The sequence below is a fragment of the Lonsdalea quercina subsp. quercina genome, from assembly GCF_000688695.1.
In the GTDB taxonomy this organism is placed as follows: Bacteria; Pseudomonadota; Gammaproteobacteria; order Enterobacterales; family Enterobacteriaceae; genus Lonsdalea; species Lonsdalea quercina_D.
Window position 1 is genome coordinate 83,497 of sequence record NZ_JIBQ01000009.1, and the last position, 22,058, is coordinate 105,554.

At 59.6% G+C, this 22,058-nt stretch carries 21 protein-coding genes; 16 read left to right on the plus strand and 5 right to left on the minus strand.

Translation table 11 applies throughout. The annotated features are described in order from the left end of the window. Window positions 1-38: 38 nt before the first annotated feature. The 14 genes from sctW to yidD all read left to right on the plus strand — a co-directional run bounded on the left by sctW (window position 39) and on the right by yidD (window position 12,670). On the plus strand, window positions 39-1,187 hold the full coding sequence (sctW, locus tag SB13_RS09680; protein WP_051616451.1) for a type III secretion system gatekeeper subunit SctW: 1,149 nt from the start codon (window positions 39-41) through the stop codon (window positions 1,185-1,187). Between the two features lie 3 nt (window positions 1,188-1,190). Beyond that, entirely contained in the window at window positions 1,191-3,293 is a 2,103-nt protein-coding gene (gene sctV / locus SB13_RS09685; protein ID WP_026740160.1) for a type III secretion system export apparatus subunit SctV, read from the plus strand. A 15-nt stretch (window positions 3,294-3,308) separates the two neighbouring features. Continuing rightward, a complete protein-coding gene (locus SB13_RS09690) occupies window positions 3,309-4,235 on the plus strand; it encodes an FHA domain-containing protein (protein WP_026740161.1) in 927 nt (308 codons plus the stop codon). Window positions 4,236-4,240: 5 nt separating this feature from the next. After that, on the plus strand, window positions 4,241-5,617 hold the full coding sequence (gene sctN, locus SB13_RS09695; protein WP_036151639.1) for a type III secretion system ATPase SctN: 1,377 nt from the start codon (window positions 4,241-4,243) through the stop codon (window positions 5,615-5,617). Between the two features lie 30 nt (window positions 5,618-5,647). Next, window positions 5,648-6,061 (plus strand): hypothetical protein, encoded by a 414-nt coding sequence (locus SB13_RS09700; protein WP_036150278.1) that lies wholly within the window; start codon window positions 5,648-5,650, stop codon window positions 6,059-6,061. After that, on the plus strand, window positions 6,061-6,588 hold the full coding sequence (locus SB13_RS17035; protein WP_051616452.1) for a type III secretion system HrpP C-terminal domain-containing protein: 528 nt from the start codon (window positions 6,061-6,063) through the stop codon (window positions 6,586-6,588). Before SB13_RS09700 ends, SB13_RS17035 begins: the two co-directional genes overlap by 1 nt. Beyond that, entirely contained in the window at window positions 6,585-7,658 is a 1,074-nt protein-coding gene (locus SB13_RS09710; protein WP_036150280.1) for a FliM/FliN family flagellar motor switch protein, read from the plus strand. Before SB13_RS17035 ends, SB13_RS09710 begins: the two co-directional genes overlap by 4 nt. Then, entirely contained in the window at window positions 7,655-8,308 is a 654-nt protein-coding gene (gene sctR, locus SB13_RS09715) for a type III secretion system export apparatus subunit SctR (RefSeq protein WP_026740164.1), read from the plus strand. The genes SB13_RS09710 and sctR overlap by 4 nt, the downstream gene beginning before the upstream one ends. 7 nt (window positions 8,309-8,315) lie before the next feature. After that, on the plus strand, window positions 8,316-8,576 hold the full coding sequence (gene sctS, locus SB13_RS09720; RefSeq protein ID WP_026740165.1) for a type III secretion system export apparatus subunit SctS: 261 nt from the start codon (window positions 8,316-8,318) through the stop codon (window positions 8,574-8,576). Window positions 8,577-8,583: 7 nt separating this feature from the next. Continuing rightward, window positions 8,584-9,387: a type III secretion system export apparatus subunit SctT gene (sctT, locus tag SB13_RS09725; RefSeq protein WP_026740166.1), complete on the plus strand. Its 804-nt coding sequence runs from the start codon at window positions 8,584-8,586 to the stop codon at window positions 9,385-9,387. Window positions 9,388-9,408: 21 nt separating this feature from the next. Continuing rightward, window positions 9,409-10,506: a type III secretion system export apparatus subunit SctU gene (sctU, locus tag SB13_RS09730; RefSeq protein WP_026740167.1), complete on the plus strand. Its 1,098-nt coding sequence runs from the start codon at window positions 9,409-9,411 to the stop codon at window positions 10,504-10,506. Window positions 10,507-10,750: 244 nt separating this feature from the next. Continuing rightward, a complete protein-coding gene (gene sbmA / locus SB13_RS09735; protein ID WP_026740168.1) occupies window positions 10,751-11,983 on the plus strand; it encodes a peptide antibiotic transporter SbmA in 1,233 nt (410 codons plus the stop codon). 223 nt (window positions 11,984-12,206) lie between these two features. Then, complete coding sequence (locus tag SB13_RS09740; RefSeq protein WP_026740169.1) at window positions 12,207-12,443, plus strand: hypothetical protein; 237 nt, start codon at window positions 12,207-12,209, stop codon at window positions 12,441-12,443. Further along, the gene (gene yidD, locus SB13_RS18170; protein WP_072000235.1) at window positions 12,440-12,670 is read left to right on the plus strand and encodes a membrane protein insertion efficiency factor YidD; all 231 of its coding nucleotides are present in this window, start codon (window positions 12,440-12,442) and stop codon (window positions 12,668-12,670) included. The genes SB13_RS09740 and yidD overlap by 4 nt, the downstream gene beginning before the upstream one ends. Window positions 12,671-12,735: 65 nt before the next feature. Here yidD and SB13_RS09745 read toward each other — a convergent pair whose 3' ends face one another. From SB13_RS09745 to SB13_RS09765, 5 genes are all read right to left on the minus strand, one after another. After that, on the minus strand, window positions 12,736-13,557 hold the full coding sequence (locus SB13_RS09745) for an ABC transporter permease (protein ID WP_026740170.1): 822 nt from the start codon (window positions 13,555-13,557) through the stop codon (window positions 12,736-12,738). Between the two features lie 15 nt (window positions 13,558-13,572). After that, window positions 13,573-14,841 carry an ABC transporter permease gene (locus SB13_RS09750; protein WP_026740171.1) on the minus strand — a complete coding sequence of 423 codons (1,269 nt, stop codon included), beginning with the start codon at window positions 14,839-14,841 and terminating at the stop codon, window positions 13,573-13,575. Between the two features lie 35 nt (window positions 14,842-14,876). Continuing rightward, a complete protein-coding gene (locus tag SB13_RS09755; protein ID WP_026740172.1) occupies window positions 14,877-15,908 on the minus strand; it encodes an ABC transporter substrate-binding protein in 1,032 nt (343 codons plus the stop codon). 311 nt (window positions 15,909-16,219) lie between these two features. Next, the gene (locus SB13_RS09760) at window positions 16,220-17,680 is read right to left on the minus strand and encodes an NAD-dependent succinate-semialdehyde dehydrogenase (RefSeq protein WP_026740173.1); all 1,461 of its coding nucleotides are present in this window, start codon (window positions 17,678-17,680) and stop codon (window positions 16,220-16,222) included. 10 nt (window positions 17,681-17,690) lie between these two features. Next, window positions 17,691-18,956: a 4-aminobutyrate--2-oxoglutarate transaminase gene (locus SB13_RS09765; protein ID WP_026740174.1), complete on the minus strand. Its 1,266-nt coding sequence runs from the start codon at window positions 18,954-18,956 to the stop codon at window positions 17,691-17,693. Between the two features lie 126 nt (window positions 18,957-19,082). Here SB13_RS09765 and pdxR point away from each other — a divergent pair, with 126 nt between their 5' ends. Together pdxR and SB13_RS09775 are read left to right on the plus strand one after the other, a co-directional pair. Continuing rightward, window positions 19,083-20,576, plus strand: coding sequence for a MocR-like pyridoxine biosynthesis transcription factor PdxR (pdxR, locus tag SB13_RS09770; RefSeq protein ID WP_026740175.1), 1,494 nt, complete (start codon window positions 19,083-19,085; stop codon window positions 20,574-20,576). 308 nt (window positions 20,577-20,884) lie between these two features. Then, window positions 20,885-21,979 carry an ABC transporter ATP-binding protein gene (locus tag SB13_RS09775; protein ID WP_026740176.1) on the plus strand — a complete coding sequence of 365 codons (1,095 nt, stop codon included), beginning with the start codon at window positions 20,885-20,887 and terminating at the stop codon, window positions 21,977-21,979. Window positions 21,980-22,058 lie beyond the last annotated feature (79 nt).

The following is a 22,058-nucleotide window of genomic DNA, read 5'->3' on the forward strand; positions in this document are numbered from 1 at the left end:
TACCTTTAATCAAAAGATGGATTCAGGCAGGACTGACTATGGTTGCCATTCCCCCTCTCTCTCCGGCGATAGCCAATCCGGCGACGCCCTTTAGCGCCGCCGTGGACGCGGAGACACCGACCGCCGCCCCCGCTCAGCCTTCGTCGCCGAAGGCGTCTCACGACAAAGCCATCCATGATGGGATGGAAGAGGTATCGGCCGCCTTCGGCGAACAGATGGAGCGCAAAAGCAAGTCGCTGAACCGCAGGCAGATCAGCCAGACGCAAAACCGGATGGAAGCGAATATCGAGCGTATCGAAAAGCTGACCGAGCTGTTTCACCTGTTGGAAAACCCCCGTCAGCCGACGCTGGACCAGCAGGTCCGGAGTATGCGGCAGCTGATGCTGCAAACGCCCCCGGCCTCAGTCGATGCGCTGGTACAGGCGGCGGGCGGCGATGCGGCGCGCGGCGATATCGTTCTGCGTCATGTACTGGCGCAGGCCCAACAACAGGGTGACGCGTCGCTGCAACACGCGGCCCAGTCAAGTCTGGAACGGCTTCAACAGGATAAAGGCCCCGAGGTCCGAGCCGGGCTGAACACCGCCGCCGCCATCTCCCTGTTCAGCACCGACCCGCAGCAGAAACAGATCCTGCGCGAGCTTTATTACGAACGTATCGTTCATCAGCAATCACCGAGCTCGCTGCTGGACGCCCTGTTGGAACGCTTTGACGCCCAGCACTTCGCGGCTGGCCTGCGTACCCTGCAACGGGCGCTCGCCGCCGATATCGCCTCGCTGGCGTCATCCATTTCAAAAACCGCGCTGAGCCAGATGCTGAAACATCTCAACGATGCTCGTCAGCTGAGCCACACGCTGTCGTCCAGCCAACAGCTGCTGGAGCACGACGCCCACCGCTTCCCGGCGGCTACGCTCAGCGCGGTAGAACTGACGCGACGGCTAATCGGCCTGAGCGCCAATGGCGCCTACGTTCGCGACTTGCACAATCTGGGGCGCGAAGTCGCCGGGCAACATGCCGAGCGGCAATTACTGTTTTTCAACGCCCTGCTGCGGCTCGTGGGCGGTCTGCCGCAGACGCTGTGGCGAGATAGCAAACATCGCCACACCGCGATGCACCTTATCCGCGGTCTGATCGGCGATCTATCCCGCCACGAGACGGACGGAAGGGCCGCCACGCCGGGCAAGGAGTAGCAGATGACCCTACTGATCTCCTGGCTCAACCGCATCGCCATCAGCGCCATGCAGCGTTCAGAAATCGTGGGCGCGGTGATTGTGATGGCCATTGTCTTCATGATGATCATCCCGCTGCCGACGGGGCTGATTGACGTGTTGATCGCCTTCAACATCTGCATCTCTTCGCTCCTGATCGTGCTGGCGATGTATCTGCCCAAGCCGCTGGCCTTTTCGACTTTTCCCGCCGTGCTGTTGTTGACCACGATGTTTCGACTGGCGTTATCTATCTCGACGACCCGTCAGATTCTGCTGCAACAGGACGCGGGCCACGTGGTGGAGGCCTTCGGCAACTTCGTCGTGGGCGGCAATCTGGCGGTGGGACTGGTGATCTTCCTGATCCTGACGGTGGTGAACTTTCTGGTGATCACCAAAGGGTCCGAACGTGTGGCGGAAGTGGCGGCGCGTTTTACGCTGGATGCCATGCCGGGCAAACAGATGTCCATCGACAGCGATCTGCGCGCTGGCCTGATCGACGCCCAGCAGGCCCGACAGCGACGCGAAAATCTCACGAAAGAGAGCCAGCTGTTCGGCGCGATGGACGGCGCGATGAAGTTCGTCAAAGGCGACGCGATCGCCAGCCTGGTGATCGTTTTCATCAATATGATCGGCGGCTTCGCCATCGGGGTCATGCAACACCAGATGGCGGCCGGCGACGCCATGCACGTCTACTCGGTATTGACCATCGGTGACGGCCTGATCGCGCAGATCCCGGCACTGCTGATCTCCCTGACCGCCGGGATGATCATCACGCGCGTCTCCGCCGACGGACAAAAGGTGGATAACAACATCGGCCGCGAGATCGCCGAGCAGCTGACCAGCCAGCCGAAGGCGTGGATTATCTCCGCCATCGGCATGTTCGGCTTCGCGCTGCTGCCGGGCATGCCGACGATGGTTTTCCTGCTTATCAGCCTGCTCTCTCTGTCCAGCGGGCTTTTTCAGCTGTGGCGGGCCAAGCAGCTCGGTCTGGCTGAGTTCAACGCGCTGGCGGCGGACAACATGCCCGCCGAGCAAAACGGTTATCAGGATCTTCGTCGGTTCAACCCCACGCGCGCCTACCTGCTGCGCTTCCACACCGACTGCCGCAACGCGCCGTACGCCGCACTGCTGGTGCAGAATATCCGGCGTTTGCGCAACCGGCTGGTCTACCAGTTCGGCTTTACGCTGCCCTCGTTCGACATCGAATTCACCCCTGAAATTGCGCCGGACGAGTTTCAATTCTGCGTCTATGAGATCCCTCTGCTGCGCGCCACCTTCGGTACCGCGCGCCTGGCGGTCGCCCGCCAAGACGTGCCGCCGGAAGCCACCGAAGAGGAAACCCTGAGCGCAGGCCATCCCGCCCGCGACGAAGCGCACTGGCTATGGCTACCCGCCGATCATGCGCTATTGCAACAATCGGCGTTGGCGCGTCAGACGGAAGAAACGCTGATTCTGTTGCGGATGGAAAACGCCATTCATCGGAGCGCGGCCCAGTTCATCGGCCTGCAGGAGACCAAGTCCATTCTCGCCTGGCTCGAAAGCGAACAGCCGGAGCTGGCGCAGGAGCTGCAGCGCATTATGCCGCTCTCCCGCTTCGCCAGCGTGCTGCAAAAGCTGGCGGGCGAACGCATTCCGTTGCGCGCCGTGCGCCCGATAGCGGAAGCGCTAATCGAGGTCGGCCAGCATGAGCGCGACGTTAACGCGCTGACGGATTACGTCCGTCTGCAATTGAAAGCGCAGATCTGTCACCAATACAGCCGGGACGACAGCCTGTCCGTCTGGCTATTGACGCCGGAAACGGAAGAGCTGCTGCGCGACGCCCTGCGCCAAACGCAAAACGACACCTTCTTCGCGTTGGCGCAACACGATGCGGCCGCGCTGCTGACGCAACTACGAGACAGCTTTCCGCCTACCGCGCCGCTGTCGTCCCTGCTGCTGGTCGCGCAGGATTTGCGCAGTCCCCTTCGGGCGCTGGTGCAGGACGAATTTCACGCTTTGCCGGTGCTGTCATTCACCGAGCTGGAGTCGTACCTGTCCATCAACGTAGTAGGCCGCATCGACCTGCATGACATTACCGCTCACAACTAAGAAGAAGGCAGAATCATGTTTGAACTGCGCGTACTGACCGGGCTGCATCGGGGAGCCGCCCTGCCATTGAATGGACAATCGTGCCGTATCGGCGCCGCCGACGATGCGGATATGGTGCTGTACGACCCCGGTATTCGCGACTGTCACTGCCTGTTGGAAAAACAGGGAGAGGCATGGGTACTCTCCGCGCTGGAGGGCGTGGTGAACGACAGCGAGGGACATCCGGTGGACGCGTCGATCCCGCTCCCGCCGGGCACGCCGTTCGCTGCGGGCGCCATCTGGCTATGTATCGTCAGCGCGGAGACGCCGTGGCAGGAAGAAGCGGAAGCGGACCAGCCCGATCACACGCTCGAACCGATGGCGGAGCCGCCGTCGACGCCGCCCGGCGACGTCCCCGCCGAAACGCCCAGCGCTGAACCCAAAGCCCGCCTGCCGCTGTGGGCGAAATGCAGCTACCTGCTGCTCATCGGGACGCTGGTGCTGCTGACCGGCAGTTGGCTGATGCAGGATAGCGTCGCCATGCCGTCCGCGCCGCCGACCGATACGCGTATCCCGATGATCTCGCAGGCTCAATCCGCCGCCACGCTGCAAGCCATGCTGAACGAGCGCGAGTTAAGCAACGTGCAGGTCGTCCAACAGACGGATCGCATCATCCTCAGCGGCGCGCTCGCCGCAGACCAAATGCCGATGATCAATCGCATGCTGGTGCGGTTTCAACAGCGTTACCGTGTCACGCAGCCGATTGAAAATCACACCCGGGTGAAAGGCGATACGCTGCCGTTTCGCATCGTACAAGTGACCAGCGGCGCGCAGGCCAACGTGGTGACGTCCAACGGTCAACGTCTGTTCGTGGGCGACGAGGTGGATGGACTTCGGCTGGTCGGCATTGATAACAACCAGATCGAGTTCAATGGCAAACAGCAGATTAAGGTGAACTGGTAATGGCTATGCTATCGACCGACGAACCGGGCCGCTATCCGCTGCTCGAACGCTGGCTGACCACGCAGCGACGGCGTCTGGCCGACTATGCGCCGGTTCAGCTACGGGGCCGAATTACGGGTATCAGCGGCATCCTGCTAGAGTCCTGCCTGCCGCAGGCCCGGATTGGCGATCTGTGCCGAATTGAACGCCACGATCAGACGCAGGTGCTGGCCGAAGTCGTCGGCTTCAGTCCGCAGCACGTCTTTCTGTCTGCGCTGGGGGCGCTGGACGGCATCGCGCAAGGCGCGGTGGTCACGCCGCTCTATCAGCCGCACTGCGTCCACGTTTCCGACAATCTGTTGGGCAGCGTGCTGGACGGTTTCGGCAGGCCGCTGACGGCGGAGAGCCAGTCCGCTTTCGTCGAACCCGGTACGGACTGCCCCAACCCCATTCCCGTCATCGGCGACGCGCCGCCGCCCACCGAACGCCCGCGCATCAGCGAGCCGCTGCCGACCGGACTGCGTGCGATCGACGGCCTGCTGACCGTGGGCCGCGGCCAACGGGTGGGGATTTTTGCCGGCGCGGGCTGCGGTAAAACCACGCTATTAGCGGAACTGGCCCGCAACACGCCCTGCGACGCTATCGTCTTCGGACTGATCGGCGAGCGCGGCCGCGAACTGCGTGAATTTCTCGACCACGAACTGGACGACGCGCTGCGCCGACGCACCGTGCTGGTATGTTCAACATCCGATCGCAGCAGCATGGAGCGCGCTCGCGCCGCCTTCACGGCCACCGCCATCGCGGAAGCCTTTCGAGCCGAGGGCAAACAGGTGCTGCTGATCGTCGACTCGCTGACCCGTTTCGCCCGCGCGCAGCGTGAAATCGGTCTGGCCCTCGGCGAACCTCAAGGACGCGGCGGCCTGCCGCCGTCGGTGTATACCCTGTTGCCGCGGCTGGTGGAGCGGGCCGGACAAACCCGCGAGGGCGCGATCACCGCGCTCTACTCGGTGCTGATCGAACAGGACTCCATGAACGATCCGGTCGCGGACGAAGTGAGGTCGCTCATCGACGGCCACATCGTGCTTTCGCGGCGGCTGGCGGAGCGCAATCACTATCCGGCGATCGATATCCTGATGAGCCTGAGCCGCACCATGAGCAGCGTGGCTAGCGCAGCGCACCTCAGGGATGCGGGAGCGCTGCGACAACTGATGGCCGCCTATCAGCAGGTCGAGATGCTGATCCGACTCGGCGAGTATCAGCGGGGACACGATGCCCTGACGGACGCCGCGGTCACCGCTCATGGGGAAATCAACGCCTTCCTGCAACAGCCGATGCGCGAACCCCTTACCTTTGCGGAGATTACCGCCCGACTCAGCGAGGTCAGCCGCCATGCCGACGCCTAATGCGCTGACGCTCTGGACCGGGGGCGCGCCATGTCCTCGCTGAACGCCACCCTCCAACTGCTGCTGCCTATCCGTCGTCAGCGCCTGCGCCGCGCCGAATCGCAATTGCGGGAAGAAACGGAGACGCTGGCGCAGCAGGAAACCGCGCTCGACGTGCTGTGGCAGGAACGAGAGGCGCAGCAGGAACATTACCGGCAACAGCAAGAAGAGTTCCGTCAGCACCAGCAGGAACAGGCGCAGTCGCTGGACAGTCTGCAACAGCAGCGTGAGCGGACGCAAAGACAGATCGGCCGCCTGCGACAACAGCAGCAGCAATACGAAGACGGAGAGGCGCGCTGCCAACAGCACCGACGGCGGGTCGCCGACAAGCGCGCGCTGCTGCGCCAGCGCCAAAAGGCCGTCGAAAAACTGGAATTTTTACTGACCCTGAATCAGGAGCCATGATGAGTGCTTATCTTCCGCCAGCCGCCCCCTCATCCCCGTCGCGCACGGTTCCGTCGCCTTCGGCGGAGAAACCGTTGCCGCGCCCGCGCGGAGGTGCCGCCCATTCCGGCGATGAAGCGACGGCGCCTCCCTCGGACTTCGAACTTCTGCTATCTGCACCGCCTTTCAACTTCTGTACGCCCGGGTTGGCGTCTGAGGATACCGGCACCCTGTCGTCGGGTTTGACGCGTGACGCCGCCGCCGATGAAGTGACAACGTCACTCACTGAAGCGCTACACGCCGAGCTGACTGCTCGACGCGATCTCGCCTCCCACAGCCCGTTCTCGTTCAGCCTGCAACTGCCGCAGCTGGGCGACGTCGATGTACGGATGAGCACGCTGCCCCCCACCGGCTGGGAGGTGATGTTGCGATTCCAGCGTTCTGCCTATCAAGAGGTCCGTCGGCAGCGAGAAAGCTGCCGACGGGCGCTGTCTGCGGCGCTCGACTGCCCAATCCGGCTGGGATTTGAAGTTCAGGAGGCGTCATGAACACCTCGTTATCGCCATCCCCCCTCAGGCTACGCGCGCTCACGCCGTTGCAGGCGCGGATATCCCAGCAGTTGGCGGAGGGCTGCCGCTTCGCATTCAGCTTTGACGACGGGCGTCAGGGCGAGCTGCGTTTGTCGCTGGCGTCGCTTCGGGAAGCCAAGGCTCCCGCACGCGTCTGGCAAAGCGCGGCGGGTTGCTTCTCGCTCAGCGATCCAGCGCCAGCGCTGTCGCTGATGTCCGACTGCCCGGCGTTGCTGCCGACGCTGGAAGAAGATCCGACGGCGGCCGAGTGGTTTTGGGCGCTGTTTAACCATGCTTTCAGCCCGCCGCTTTACGCGCTGCTGGGACCGCTGGCGCCGGTTAACGGCGATATCGCTGCCGATGCGATCCCGCTGTGGCTGGACGTTCAGGTCGCGACCCGGCGCGCCCGCAGTCTGCTTTGCATGGCCGCTAGCGAGCTGCTGTCGTTACTGCGTCAGCCGGGCTGGTTTTCTTCTGCGTCCCCTTTGCCGCCGACGCTGCCGATCTCCGTGCCCCTGGCGCTGGCGGAAGTGACATTGTCACCCAAACACATTCACGCGTTGGAACCGGGCGACCTGATTTACCCACCTACTTGCAGTTTTACCCCGCACGGCGATGGCCTTATTTCGCTCGGCGGGCGACGGTTTCAGGGCCAGCTCCAATGGAGCGGCCTGACGCCCACCCACTTTCTTATTGCTGAACAGGAGGAGTGTCCGGTGAATGACGCTTTCGAATCCTCATCCCCACATGACATGCCGTTTGCCGACGAGATGGCGACAACCGCAACGGCTGATGACACGCCGCTGCCCGCGCTGCCTCTGACGCTGACGGTCCGCTGCGGGCACCTTTCTCTGACGCTTCAGGCGTTGCAGCAGTTGTCGTGCGGCAGCGTGGTTCCGGTCCAGCAGGCGCTGCCGGGCGAAGCGATGCTTTATCACGGCGAGGTGCCGCTGGCCCGGGGCGAACTGGTGGAGGTTGCTGGACGGCTGGGCCTGCAAATCACCCAACGGCTTGGCGCATTGCAGCCGGATCGGGAGCCCATGTCATGACGGCGGGCGCGTTCGATCCGGTGATGTTCGCCCTGATGTTGGGGGCCTTGTCGCTGATCCCGCTCATGATGGTGGTCTGTACCTGTTTTTTGAAAATCGCCACCGTACTGTTGATCACCCGGAACGCCATTGGGGTACAGCAGGTGCCGCCGAATATGGCGCTGTACGGCATCGCGCTCGCCGCCACTTTATTCGTGATGGCGCCGGTCTTCGGCGATATCAAACAACGCTTTCAGGATACGCCGCTGGATATGAGTGATCTCGGCACGCTGGAAACCACCGCGACGCACGGCATCGAACCGTTGCAGAAGTTTATGTCTCGCAATACCGACCCCTATATTCTCACCCATCTGCATGAGAACAGCATCCGCATGTGGCCCGCCGCCATGTCCGAAAAAGCGACCACAGACAATATCTTGCTGGTGATCCCGGCCTTTGTGCTCTCCGAACTGCAAGCGGGATTCAAAATTGGTTTCTTGATTTACATACCGTTCATCGTCATCGACCTGATCGTCTCTAACGTGCTGCTGGCGCTGGGGATGCAGATGGTCGCGCCGACGACGCTCTCGCTGCCGCTCAAGCTGCTGCTGTTCGTGCTGGTCAGCGGCTGGACCCGGCTGCTCGACGGCCTGTTTTATAGCTACCTGTGAGGCGAATGTGGAAATTTTGAATCTGTTTCGACAGGCCATGGTGCTGGTTGTGATGCTGTCCGCGCCGCCGCTGGTCGTCGCCGTGATCGTGGGCGTCCTGATTTCGCTGCTGCAAGCCGTCATGCAGCTACAGGACCAGACGCTCCCTTTCGCCATCAAGCTGGTGGCGGTCGGTCTGGTGCTGGCCATGACCGGTCGCTGGATTGGCGTCGAACTGATCCAGCTGACCCTGCTGGCTTTCAATATGATCGAACAAACCCGCGCATGAGGCCACGATGCTGACCCTCGCCACTCTCGAACGTCTTTATGACTTTATCTTTGCCCTGACGCTCGGCATGGCCAGACTCTATCCCTGCCTGTTTCTGGTGCCACTGTTTTCGTTCACGCTGGTGAAAGGCTTGCTCAGAAATGCCATCGTACTGGCGCTGGCGCTGGTGCCGGCCGCCGCCATCCAGCAGCAAATGCAGGACACGACGCTGAGTTGGCCGCTATTGCCGGGCCTGTTGCTCAAGGAGCTGGTGGTCGGGCTCCTGTTGGGTTGCATTCTGGCGATGCCTTTCTGGCTGTTCGAGTCCGTGGGGGCGCTATTCGATAACCAGCGCGGCGCGTTGATCGGCGGACAACTCAACCCCGCGCTCGGCAGCGACGCAACGCCCCTCGGCCATATGATGAAGCAACTGTTGGGACTGATGCTGTTGCTGACGCTGGGACTCTCCGGGCTGACGCAGCTGCTCTGGGACAGCTATCGCCTGTGGCCTGCGCTGATGTGGCTGCCGCCGCTCGGCGAAACCGGCTTCCATGCCTATCTGGACCTGCTGGCCGACACTTTTACGCATCTGGTCATCTTCGCCGGGCCGCTGGTGGCGCTGCTGCTACTGCTTGAGTTCAGCATCGCCATACTCAGTCTGTATAGCCCGCAGTTACAAGTCTATGTATTGTCCGTGCCCGCCAAATGTCTCGCCGGGATGGCGTTCTTCATCGTGTACCTGCCGGTGCTGCAATATCTTGCCGAGGGGCGGATTCTGGCGCTGCCGGACCTGAAACACGTACTGCCGCAGTTTTTCCCCGCGCTCCCCTGAGGGGCTCGCAGAGGCTGACGCATGAGCGAAAAAACCGAAAAGCCGACCCCGAAGAAGCTACGTGATGCGCGTCGCAAAGGCGAAGTCGGCCAAAGTCAGGACATTCCCAAGCTGTTGATTAGCGCCGCGCTGCTGGAAATGATCCTGGCGCTGGTCAATCACGGCATGGAAAAGTTGGAAATGCTGATGCAACTGCCGCTGAAACGTCTGACCGATCCCTTCGGACACGCGGTCAACGAGATCGTCGGCGAGGCGCTCAGCCTGTTGGCAACGTTATGTTTGCTGACCGTCGCGATTGCGATATTGATGCGAATTGTCGGCGCCTGGATCCAATACGGCCCTTTGTTCGCCCCCGAGGCGCTTAAAGTCGATTTTAACCGGCTCAATCCCGTCAATCAGATCAAGCAGATGTTTTCTATGCGCAAGCTGACGGAGATGCTGACCAACATCCTGAAGACCGTCACCATCGGCATTATCTTTTATCACGTGGTTATCCCGCAGTTGGAGTGGTTGGTCGAACTGGCTTACGGCGACCTGGATGGCTTCTGGCACGGCGTCGCGGTGGTACTCCAGCGCGTGGAGCGCACGACGCTGGCGGCGCTGCTCGCCCTGGCCGTACTCGACTTCGGACTACAGAAATACTACTTCCTGAAACAGCAGCGGATGAGTCATGAAGATCTTCGCAACGAACACAAGGATTCCGAGGGCGATCCGCATATGAAAGGCCAGCGTAAGTCGCTGGCGCGCGACATCCTTAACGCGCCAGCCAAGCCGCGTCCGGCAGGCAACGTGGAAAATGCCGACTTACTGCTGGTCAACCCTACCCACTACGCGGTGGCGCTGTTTTACCGGCCGGGACAAACCCCGCTGCCGCGCATCCTGTGCAAAGGCGAAGATGCGGAGGCGCGCCAGCTCATCGAGCGCGCGCATCAGGCCAACATCCCGGTGATTCGCTTCGTCTGGCTTGCCCGCACGCTCTACCGTCAGCCGGAAGGCCGTTACATTCCGAGAGACACGCTACAGGCCGTCGCTCAGGTCTATCGGGTGCTGCGACAGTTGGAGCAGGACACCTCGCGCATGGCGGAGGTAACCGATATGGATAACGAGCCGGTCAGGTGACGATCGCTTGCTAACAAGACGGAGAAAGTCGCCCGTCACGCGAGTGGAAAACAGCATGCCATCGGGTAAAAATTTAGAAATAGTTTCAATATAATCCTGCACATCCGTTCACTATCTGGTATTACTCAAAGCATGGTAATCCATTGAACTCAGCGCAGAATCGCCTGCCCGGCAACGACCGCCGCGATCCGATCGGCAGGCAGCCGACTCTGTGCATCGGCGTTTAACAGGTAAGACAAACTCTATGTTCAAATCGTTTTTTCCTCATCCCAAACTGTTCTTCTCTTCCGCCGCGATCTGGACGCTGATCTGCATCGCCATCTGGTACGCTTTCGCCCGCCCTCTGGGGGCCAATCTGCTGAATCTGACCGATCAGCCGCTGCCCACCAGCGCCGCCCGTTTCTGGAGCCCGGCCTTCCTGTGGTTTTACGGCTACTATGCGATCGCCGTCGGTCTGTTTTCGGCCTGCTGGTTTATATTCAGCCCGCACCGCTGGCAGCGCTGGTCCATTCTCGGTTCGGCTCTGATTATCTTCGTCACCTACTTCTCCGTGGAAGTCGGCGTCGCGGTTAACGCCTGGTACGTGCCCTTCTACGATCTGATCCAGAAAGCGCTCGGCACCCCGCACGCCGTCACCATCGGCGCGTTCTATCACGAACTGGCGGTCTTTCTGGGGATCGCGCTGTGTGCGGTGGTGGTGGGCGTGCTGAATATGTTTTTCGTCAGCCACTACGTCTTTCGCTGGCGAATGGCGATGAACGACTACTACATGACGCACTGGCCTCGGCTACGCCATGTCGAAGGGGCCGCCCAGCGTATCCAGGAAGACAGCATGCGCTTCGCATCTACGGTCGAGAGTCTCGGCGTCAATCTGATTCAGTCGGTCATGACGCTGATCGCCTTCCTGCCGGTGCTGATCACGCTTTCCGTCCACGTCAAAGAAGTGCCGATCCTCGGCCAAATCCCCTATGCGCTCCTTATCGCCGCGCTGATCTGGTCGCTGGCGGGCACCGGGCTGCTGGCCTTTATCGGAATCAAACTGCCGGGACTGGAGTTCAATAACCAGCGCGTAGAAGCGGCTTACCGTAAGGAATTGGTCTACGGGGAAGATCATGCCGATCGCGCTACGCCGCCGACCGTGCGCGAGCTGTTTACCAACGTGCGAAAAAACTACTTCCGGCTGTACTTCCACTACACCTACTTCAACATTGCGCGCGTGCTGTATCTGCAGGTGGACAACGTCTTCGGGATTGTCGTGTTGCTGCCCTCCATTGTGGCTGGGGCGCTCACGCTGGGCCTGATGTCGCAGATCAACAATGTCTTCGACCAGGTCCGCAGTTCGTTCCAGTACTTGATCAACTCCTGGACCACGATAGTAGAGCTGCTGTCGATCTATAAACGTCTGCGCAGCTTCGAGTCCATTATTCAGGACGACGACGCGCCCAATACCGATTACATCTCCTCGCCGGATGCCTGATTGCTCCGCCCGCGGCAGGCACTCGCCTGCCGCCGCACCGTGGCCCCAGTATTGCGATCGGGGCGCGCCACCAAAACATTAATATTTATAATGTTTATTACCTTTACCATACGTCATTAAAATATATCACCCTGTTTTTGCACCATTTACAGCAACGAGCACCGCTTTCACTTATCCACCCCTGGTGATAACATTAAAAAAATTAACATTAAGGATGATAGTGATGTATCAATACAAGATGGTGCAGATCCCCCCCAATATTTCGGTGAAAGCGCGGGACAACAAACAAGGAATAGCGGCCCAATATCTCGAAAATGTCGTCAACGACTATGCGCTAGACGGATGGGAGTTTCAGCGCGTCGATACCATCGGCATCGAAGAACAGCCCGGCTGTTTTAGCACCAACAAGACGGGCGTCGTGAACTACTACGTCATCACGTTTCGAAAAAAACGCGAATGATATTGCGTGGGTTGAGTCTGCGGCTAATCATGCTGTATCGCAGGTATGCGCCCGACAGGATCCGCGGCCGCTGTCGTTTTCACCCTTCTTGCTCGACCTACGCGCTGGTGTCTATCCGCCGCTTCGGCGCGCTGTCAGGTTGGAAATTGGCGATAGCGCGCCTGAGGCGCTGCCGGCCGCCCAACGGCGGGGTGGATTACCCGCCCCGCGCGTCGCGGCCGGAATAACCCACCTATAACAAAGCCCCGAGCGACGTGCCCGGGGCTTTACCGTATACATGACCTCGTCGGTTTTAGTGCTGCGCGCCGCGCAGCTTTTCACCGCGACGTCGCAGCACTTCCATCACGATCAGCAATAGCAGCGCGGCCCCCACCATCATCGACGCGGCCGCCGCGATCGTCGGGTCCAGGTTTTCACGGATCCCGGCAAACATCTGCAGCGGCAACGTGCGCTGTCGCGGACTGGCCAGAAACAGCGTCACAATCACTTCATCGAAGGATGTCGCGAACGCGAATAGCGCGCCGGAAAACACGCCGGGCGCGATCAACGGCAACGTGACCTTACGGAAGGCCAGCAGCGGCGGCGCCCCCAGGCTGGCGGCGGCGCGGGTGAGGTTCTGATCGTAGTTTTTCAGTACGGCCGTGACGGTAATGACCACGAACGGTACTCCCAGCATCGCATGCGCCAGCACCAAACCCAGATAGCTGTTCAGCAGCGAGAGTTTGGCGAAGAAGAAAAACATGCCGACGGCGACGATCACGACAGGCGCGATCATCGGCGAAATCAGCACCGCCATGACCAGCGATTTACCACGGAATTCGCCACGCACCAGTCCGACCGCGGCAAGAACGCCCAGCACGGTCGCCAACAACGTCGCCAGCGGCGCAATCAGCAGACTGTTGCCGAGAGAGCTCAGCCACTCGCTGGAGTGGAAAAACTCGCGATACCAGCGCAGTGAAAAACCGGCCAGCGGATAGCTCAGGAACGATCCCGCATTGAACGACAGCGGCACGATCACCAGCACGGGTACAATCAGGAACAGCAGCATCGCCGCGCCGTATAAATTAAAGAACGCATTCCACAAACGGATAACCAGCGCGCCTTGTTGTCTCATTTCCCTGTCCTCCAGTTATTGCGCGGCAATTTCAGCGTTGGTGCGAGTCACACGGATGTAGACCACATACAGCAAGGTGACGATCACCAACAGCTGCGTTCCCAGCGCCGCCGCCATCCCCCAGTTCATGGTGGTATTGGTGAAGAATGCTACGAAGTAGCTCAGCATCTGATCGGCCGGCCCGCCCAGCAACGCGGGCGTGATGTAGTAGCCGATGGCCATCATGAACACCAGCAACGCGCCTGCCGTGACTCCGGCATAGGTCTGCGGCACATACACGCGCCAGAAGGCGATAAACGGATGCGCGCCCAGCGAGATGGCGGCGCGAACATAGTTGGGCGAAATCCCCTTCATCACCGCATAGAGCGGCAGGACGAAAAACGGCATCAGGATGTGCGTCATCGAGATATAAACCCCGACGCGGTTGAACACCAACACCAGAGGATGGTCGATGATATTCAGCGCCAGCAACGAACGGTTGATGAGACCGCCGGACTGCAACAGCACAATCCAGCTCGCCGTGCGCACGATTAGCGAGGTCCAGAACGGCAGCAATACCAAAATCATCAGCAAATTGGCGCGATTAGATGGCTGTTTAGCCAGCCAGTACGACAGCGGGTAGCCCAGCCCCACGCACAGCAACGTCACGACACCGGCCATTTTCAGCGTACGCAACAGTACGTCGATATACAGAGATTGTTCCGGCGGCTGCGCCGTAATCTCTCCTGTCTGCGGATCGACCCGGTGGTCGAACACGGCAAGCAGGTAATAGCTAGTGAACGGACGGGAGGCGCGTTGGAAGGTTTTCCAGGTGCTTACCTCCCCCCACAAGGGCTGATCGGCGATAAGCTGTTCACGCACCGAGGGAGTGTCGGCAGGCGGCATTTTGCGCAGCGTCCGGTTCACCAGCGTACGGTACTGACCATCTTCATACCCCAACCGTTTGGTGATCGCTGCCACCTGCCCGCCGCTGCGGGCCTGACGGAGATCGGCAATCAACGCCTTGAACACGTCCTCATCGGGAACCTCATTGCCCGGCCACGCTTTTAACGCGGCGATAGTGGCGGGCATATGGGTACGTAGTTCAGGGTTGGATACGCTCTTGCCCAGAATCGAAAAAATGGGAAACAGAAAGCTGGCCAGGATAAACAGGAACAGCGGCGCGATCAGCAGCAGCGAACGTTTTTTATAACGCGACTGGGCATGACGCAGCTGCTGTTTCAGGCTGGTGTTTTCCAGTGGCTCGGCCGGTGGCGCGGCGGCCACCCTTTCGTTCTGGGTCATCAATTTTCTCCTTACTCTTTCAGACCGTCGCGGGATTACTGCTGAGCAGCCCAGGAATTAAAGCGCTGTTCCAACTCTTCCCCGTGATCGATCCAAAATTCGGTATCCACTGCCAGAGACTGTTCCAGGTTTTCCGGCGCTGTCGGCAGGTTGGAGCGAATGGCGGCAGGCAGCAGTTCGTTGGTTTTGATATTGGTAGGGCCGTAGGCGATGTTTTCCGCAAAGACCTTCTGATTTTCCGGCTTATTGGCAAAGGCGATAAATTGTTCCGCCAGCGCTTTGTGTTTCGAGCCTTTTACGATGGCCCAGCTATCCAGATCGTAAATGCTGTCTTTCCAGACGATATTGATGCCCGGCTTTTCCTTCTGCGCTACGGCCACGCGGCCGTTGTAGGCGGAGGTCATCACGACATCGCCGGAAACCAGCCACTGCAGCGGCTGTGCGCCGGACTCCCACCACTGGATATTGGCCTTGATTTGATCGAGTTTCTTGAACGCGCGATCCACGCCGGCGGGCGTTGCCAGCACTTTATACAGATCTTCACGCTTCACGCCGTCGGCCAGCAGGGCGATTTCCAGCGTGAACTTGGCGCTTTTACGTAAGGCGCGTTTGCCGGGGAACTTCTGCACATCCCAGAAATCGACCCAGCTGGTCGGCGCCTGTTTCAATTTGTTGGCGTTGTAGGTCAGCACCGTCGACCAGACGAAGATCCCGGCGCCACATTCGGAAACAGAACCTTTCACAAACTGGGACGGGTCTCCCAGTTTTTTCCAGTCCAGCGGTTCCAGCAGTCCTTCGTTACAGCCGCGGAGCAGCTCCGGCCCTTCGACTTCAACGATGTCCCAGCTAATCTGGCCGGTTTCAACCATAGCGCGCAAGCGCGCCATTTCGCCGTTATATTCCCCGGATTCGATCGTGCCCTTGCCCGCCGCCATAAACGGCTTGTAGAACGCTTTGTCCTGCGCATCCTTGTTGGTGCCGCCAAAGGAAATTACGGTCAGGTTTTCGGCCCAGGCCTGAGAGCTCATTGCGACAATCAGCGCGGATAAAGCAAATTTTTTCAACATAATCTGGCTCCTGGTAAAAGTGTGAACGCAATGCCAAACGGCGGCACTTTAGAGTTGTGTGAACAGTCATTGCTGTGGTGATGAATCCCCTCTTTGTAAAAGCATATTTCGTGCCACTTTGGGCAAAAAAGGGGGAATTCAGGCGGCGTTGGGCGGGATAAGGACATCGCCTGAACATGTGCAGTGCGCACGATTTTATAGGGGGAGCGTTCTGGGGAAAATTTGCTTTAGCGTGGTGCATTCAGTGAGTTCGAATGCACCACGATGTAACGGAGAGATGACACGGCATGGTCTTCCGCGTCAGTGCGGCATCAGGCTGTTGGCGTGAGATCCACGCAAAGATATTTCATCTCCAAATACTCTTCGATGCCGAAGCGCGATCCTTCTCGACCGAGCCCGGACTGTTTGACGCCGCCGAACGGCGCGACTTCGTTGGAAATCAGCCCGGTGTTGATGCCGACCATGCCGTACTCAATCGCTTCCGGCACGCGCCACTGACGAACGGCATCACGCGTGAAAACATAGGCCGCCAGTCCAAACTCGGTGTCGTTCGCCATTGCAACGGCTTCGGCTTCATCCGTAAACGGAAACAGCGGAGCGACCGGACCAAAGGTCTCTTCGCGCGCAAACCGCATATCGCGCGTGACGTCGCCAATCACCGTCGGGGTGAAGAACGTGCCGCCCAGCGCATGGGACTTGCCGCCCAGCAGCAGCGTGGCGCCTTTCGTCAACGCGTCGTCGATGTGCTGACGGACTTTGTCGACGGCCTGTTCATCAATCAGCGGACCCTGCGTCACGCCCGGCTCAGTGCCGTCGCCGACCTTGAGTTTTTTGACTTCTTCGACCAACCGGGCCGCCAGCGCCGGATAAATCCCGCGCTGTACGTAGATCCGATTCGCGCAGACACAGGTCTGCCCGCTGTTGCGAAACTTGGAGGCCATGATGCCTTTCACCGCCAGTTCAAGGTCGGCGTCATCAAACACGATCACCGGCGCGTTGCCGCCCAGTTCCAGAGACAGTTTTTTCACCGTCGGCGCACTTTGGGCCATCAAAATACGGCCGACTTCTGTCGAGCCGGTGAAGCTTAATTTGCGAACGACCGGGCTATCGCACAGCACTTTGCCCACCGCCGGCGCTTCGCCGGTGATGACCTGCAGAACGCCGGCGGGAATGCCGGCCTGAACAGCCAATTCACCCAGCGCCAAGGCGGTATACGGCGTCTGTTCGGCGGGTTTGACGATCATGGTGCAGCCTGCCGCCAGCGCTGGCGCGGCCTTACGGGTAATCATCGCCGCCGGGAAGTTCCACGGGGTGATGGCCGCCGTTACGCCGATAGGCTGTTTCAGCACCAGCAGTCGCTGATTAGCCTGCGGAGACTGGAGCACGCTCCCCTCAACGCGTTTGGCCTCTTCCGCAAACCACTCGATAAACGCATTGGCATAGCCGATTTCGCCGGACGCTTCCGCCAGAGATTTACCCTGCTCGGCCGTCAGCAACGCCGCCAGATCGGCCTGATTTTCGCGGATCAGACGCGCCCATTCGAGCAGTACGGCGGCGCGCTCTTTGCCCGTGCGCTGACGCCAGGACGACAGCGCTTTTTCCGCCGCGTCGATCGCTAGTTGAGTCTGTTCCGCCGTCACCAACGGGATAGTCCCCAGCGTCTCCCCGGTGGCCGGGTTGTTGACGCTGAGCTTTTCGCCGCTCAGGCTATCCTGCCATTGGCCGTCAATAAGACATGACTGACGAAATAACGTTTTATTTTTCAATTGCATGAAGCCACCTTTACTGAGACAGAACGCGGGACAGGAGCGCCAGGGCCTGGCTGAACTGGGCATCGGGAATCGTCAGCGGATACAGGAACCGGATGACGTTGCCGTGCACGCCGCAGGTCAGCAGCAGCAGCCCCTGGTCCAGCGCCGCCTTCTGATATTTTTTGGTGATTTCCGCGCTCGGTTTGCCCGTCTGCGGGTCGTTGAATTCCACCGCGACCATCGAACCGCGAGCACGAATATCCGCGATTGCCGGACAGTGCGCTTTCGCCTGTTCCAGCGTCTCTACCAGTGTAGCGCCCAGCTTCTGCGCTCGCTGGCACAGTTGCTCTTGTTCGATCACATCCAGCACGGCCAGCGCGGAAGCGACCGCCAGCGGGTTACCGGCGTAGGTGCCGCCCAGTCCGCCAGGCCCCGGCGCATCCATCACGTCGGCACGGCCCACGACGCCGGAGATCGGGAAACCGCCGCCGAGGCTTTTCGCCATCGTGATCAGATCCGCCTTGTCCTGGTAATACTCCATGGCGAACACTTTGCCGGTACGCGCGAAGCCGCTCTGAACTTCGTCGGCAATCAGCAACATGCCGTGCTGGTCACACAACTTGCGCAGCGCGCTGATAAATTCCGGCGGCGCCACATTGAAGCCGCCTTCGCCTTGAATCGGCTCAAGAATAATGGCCGCAACCTGATCGGCGGCAATGTCCGTGTGCAGCAGGCGATCGATGCTTTCCATCGCCTGTTCAACGCTGATGCCCTGATGCTCATTGGGATAGAGCGCATGGAAAATGGATCCGGGGAACGGCCCGAAACCCGTTGAATAAGGGGCCACTTTGCCGGTCAGGGTCATCGTCAGAAGCGTACGGCCATGGAAAGCGGCGCCGAAGGCGATAACCCCCGGACGCTTGGTGTGCGCCCGCGCGATTTTAACTGCATTTTCAACGGCTTCTGCGCCGGTAGTGAAAAAGGTGGTTTTAGCCGGGCCGTCGATAGGCGCCAGTTCGTTGATGCGCTCCGCGAGGGTGACATAGCTGCCGTATGGCACAATTTGATAAGCGGTATGCGTAAAGCATTCCAGCTGTTCGCGCACCGCTGCCAGCAGTTTGGGATGGCGGTGGCCGGTGTTCAGTACGGCGATACCCGCAGAAAAGTCAATATATTCATTACCTTCCACATCCCATAACGTCGCATTTTCCGCCTTGGCCGCAAAAAAATCACACATGACGCCGACACCACGCGGTGTGGCCGCCAAACGACGTTGATTGAGTTCGCTATTTTTCATTTTGTTGACTCCGATTCGATGGACTGACGCATTGCTTGCGGCTGACGATTGACGTCTGTTGTTGCTATTTACCTCCTGCATGGTTCTATAATCCAGTGCCAGTTTATAAAATTTGAGGGATCCAATTTGCGCTCGCTACTCACAGACCTGCTGTTGCAGGGGTTGGAAAACCAGCAGGATGGGACATTGAATAAACGGTTGAATGACGCGATTCGGCTAGCCATCCTGGAAGGCGCTATCGCTCCCGGCTGTCGTCTGCCCTCATCACGGGACTTGGCGCAGCAGCTGTCGCTGTCGCGCAATACGGTGATCGCCGCCTACGAACAGCTGTTGGCGGAGGGCTATATCGAAACGCGCACCGGCAGCGGAACGTATGTCACCGAGCAACTGCCGTCCGTCACCGTTCCCCCGCTGCGGGACAACAGCGAAGGCGCCGTTCGGCCCGCGGTGCAAGAGCTTTCGCGTCGCGGAATGAACCTGCTCGGTTATACCGGTGCGTCGGCGCGTCAGTGGGGGGCGTTCATGCCGGGGATCCCGGATATCACCTGCTTTCCGCACGATTTATGGCGCAGGTTGCAAACGCGCATCACCCGTCGCATGAAACCGGAACAGCTTTCCTATTCGCCGAAAGGCGGCAGCCCTGAACTTCAAGAAGCGTTAGTCGACTATCTGCGCGTCGCACGTTCGGTGGAGTGCCGACCTGAGCAGATTCTCATCACCGAGGGCACGCATCAGGCGATGGATCTGCTGGCGAAAATGCTCTGCAACCCGGGGGATCTGGCCTGGCTGGAAGAGCCGTGCTACTGGGGGATGCGCAATGTGCTGACCATCAACGGGCTGCGCATTGCGCCTGTCGATGTGGACGAGCAAGGTATGGTGCCGCCTGAAACGATTTCGCCTCAGTCGATACCGCGCCTCATCTGCGTCACGCCATCGCATCAGTATCCGCTGGGCGCGGTAATGAGCCTGGCGCGTCGCCAGCGGTTGCTCGCCTTGGCGCAGGAGCACGGCAGCTGGGTTATCGAGGACGACTACGACAGCGAATTTCGCTTTTCCGGCAGCCCGATCCCGGCGCTGCGTGGCTTGAAGAATCAACCACCGGTGATTTATATCGGCACGTTCAGCAAGACGCTCTATCCGGGTCTGCGGGTGAGTTACATGGTGCTGCCGATGCATCTGGCGCGAGAGCTTAAAACCGGTCACGACGAGCTCTACCGCGGCGGTCACATGCTGACGCAGCTGACCCTGAGCCAGTTTCTGCGCGAGGGCCACTATGCCGCGCATATTCGCCGGATGCGCCTGCTGTACGGCCGCCGCCGGGCATTGCTTAGCGAGCTGATCGTAGAACATCTGGGCGAAGACTACCTGGGCTATAACAGCAACGCGGGCCTGCACCTGATTCTACGGCTGCCCGAGGCGACCGACGACGTACTGCTCAGCAGCCGCATCATCCAGCGCGGCGTCATGGTGAAACCCCTCTCCAGCTACTATCTCCACCCTCGCCCCCAGCGCGGTCTGCTGCTGGGATACGCCTGCGTTAAAGAGGAAGATATGGCGCGGGCGTTCTCCGTGATCGTGAGCTGTTTGAAGGAGATGCGGACCCGTGCCAAGCAGGCTTAATAGCGTACGTCGAAGGCACTATTTTGGTGCCTTACTCCCTCAATGCATTCACCATTATGAGGCATCACCTCTTTTACCATCGCGCTGACCGTGTCGAAAAACTGTTCAACCTGCCCAGTCATTCTTTCGTTAATAACGGCAAGCCACGAACGTCCTTTCCCTCGTGACGACCTTGAGATATCCGTCCTGACCATGGTCTAACGCACGGGTCATCCCAGCGACACTTCCGCGTCGTCCCCCTCAATTTTTCAAGCAGGCATGATTTATGCATCAATCGTTGAATACAGACACAGTGAGAGAGTGCCTTAATGAAAAACTTTGTCAGCTTCAAAAATATTCAAAAGACCTATGATGGCGATCGTCTGGTCGTCAAGAACCTGAATCTGGACATTCAGGAAGGCGAATTTCTGACGATGCTCGGCCCGTCCGGCTCGGGTAAGACCACCAGTTTGATGATGCTGGCCGGGTTCGAAACCCCGACGCAGGGAGAGATATTGTTACGCGATACCCCGCTGCATAATCAGCCCGCGCATCAACGCGGCATCGGCATGGTATTTCAAAATTACGCCCTGTTTCCGCATATGACCGTGGCGGAAAACCTGGCCTTTCCGCTCTCCATCCGCCGCCTGAATCGCAGCGACATCAAAGAGAAAGTCGACCGCGTGCTGGATCGCGTAAAACTGACCAGTCTGGCCGACCGCTATCCGGCGCAGATGTCCGGCGGACAACAGCAGCGCGTGGCGCTGGCGCGCGCGTTGGTGTTCGAGCCGCGTTTGGTGCTGATGGATGAACCGCTAGGGGCGCTCGATAAACAGCTGCGTGAACATATGCAATTGGAGATCAAAGAGCTGCATCGCGCATTGGAGCTGACGGTGGTTTATGTGACTCACGATCAGAGCGAAGCGATGACGATGTCCGACCGGGTGGCGGTATTTAATGACGGCATCATCCAGCAGATGGACAGCCCCAACGATATCTACGAACGCCCGCAAAATGCGTTTGTGGCGCAGTTTATCGGCGAGAACAACACGTTGATCGGCACGCAGTCAGGCAGCGACGGCGACTATTACAACGTGACGCTGGGAGATGGCACCGTGTTGAAAGCGCTGAAGGTCCGCCCTAGCTCCCCCGGCAAAACGATTTCAGTGTGTATCCGTCCGGAAAGGGTCAAAATCAACGCCGAACATCTACAGCCCGGCGCGCAGCAGGTGCATGCGCGTATCAGTCAGTTTATCTATCTGGGCGATCACGTACGGATGATGACCGACGTTGCGGGGCAATCTCAGTTTATGGTCAAACTACCGGCAAGCGATGTGGATCCGTCCTGGAAGGTCGGCACCGGGGTGAAACTCTCCTGGATGCCGGAAAATCTGCGGGCGTTAGATGTGATCACCACACATTAATTTCCCCTCTCCACACCTCGAAAACCGCCTTAAGTGAAGGCGGTCAGACTGACGCGAGTCTTTTCGCGCCAGTCATAGG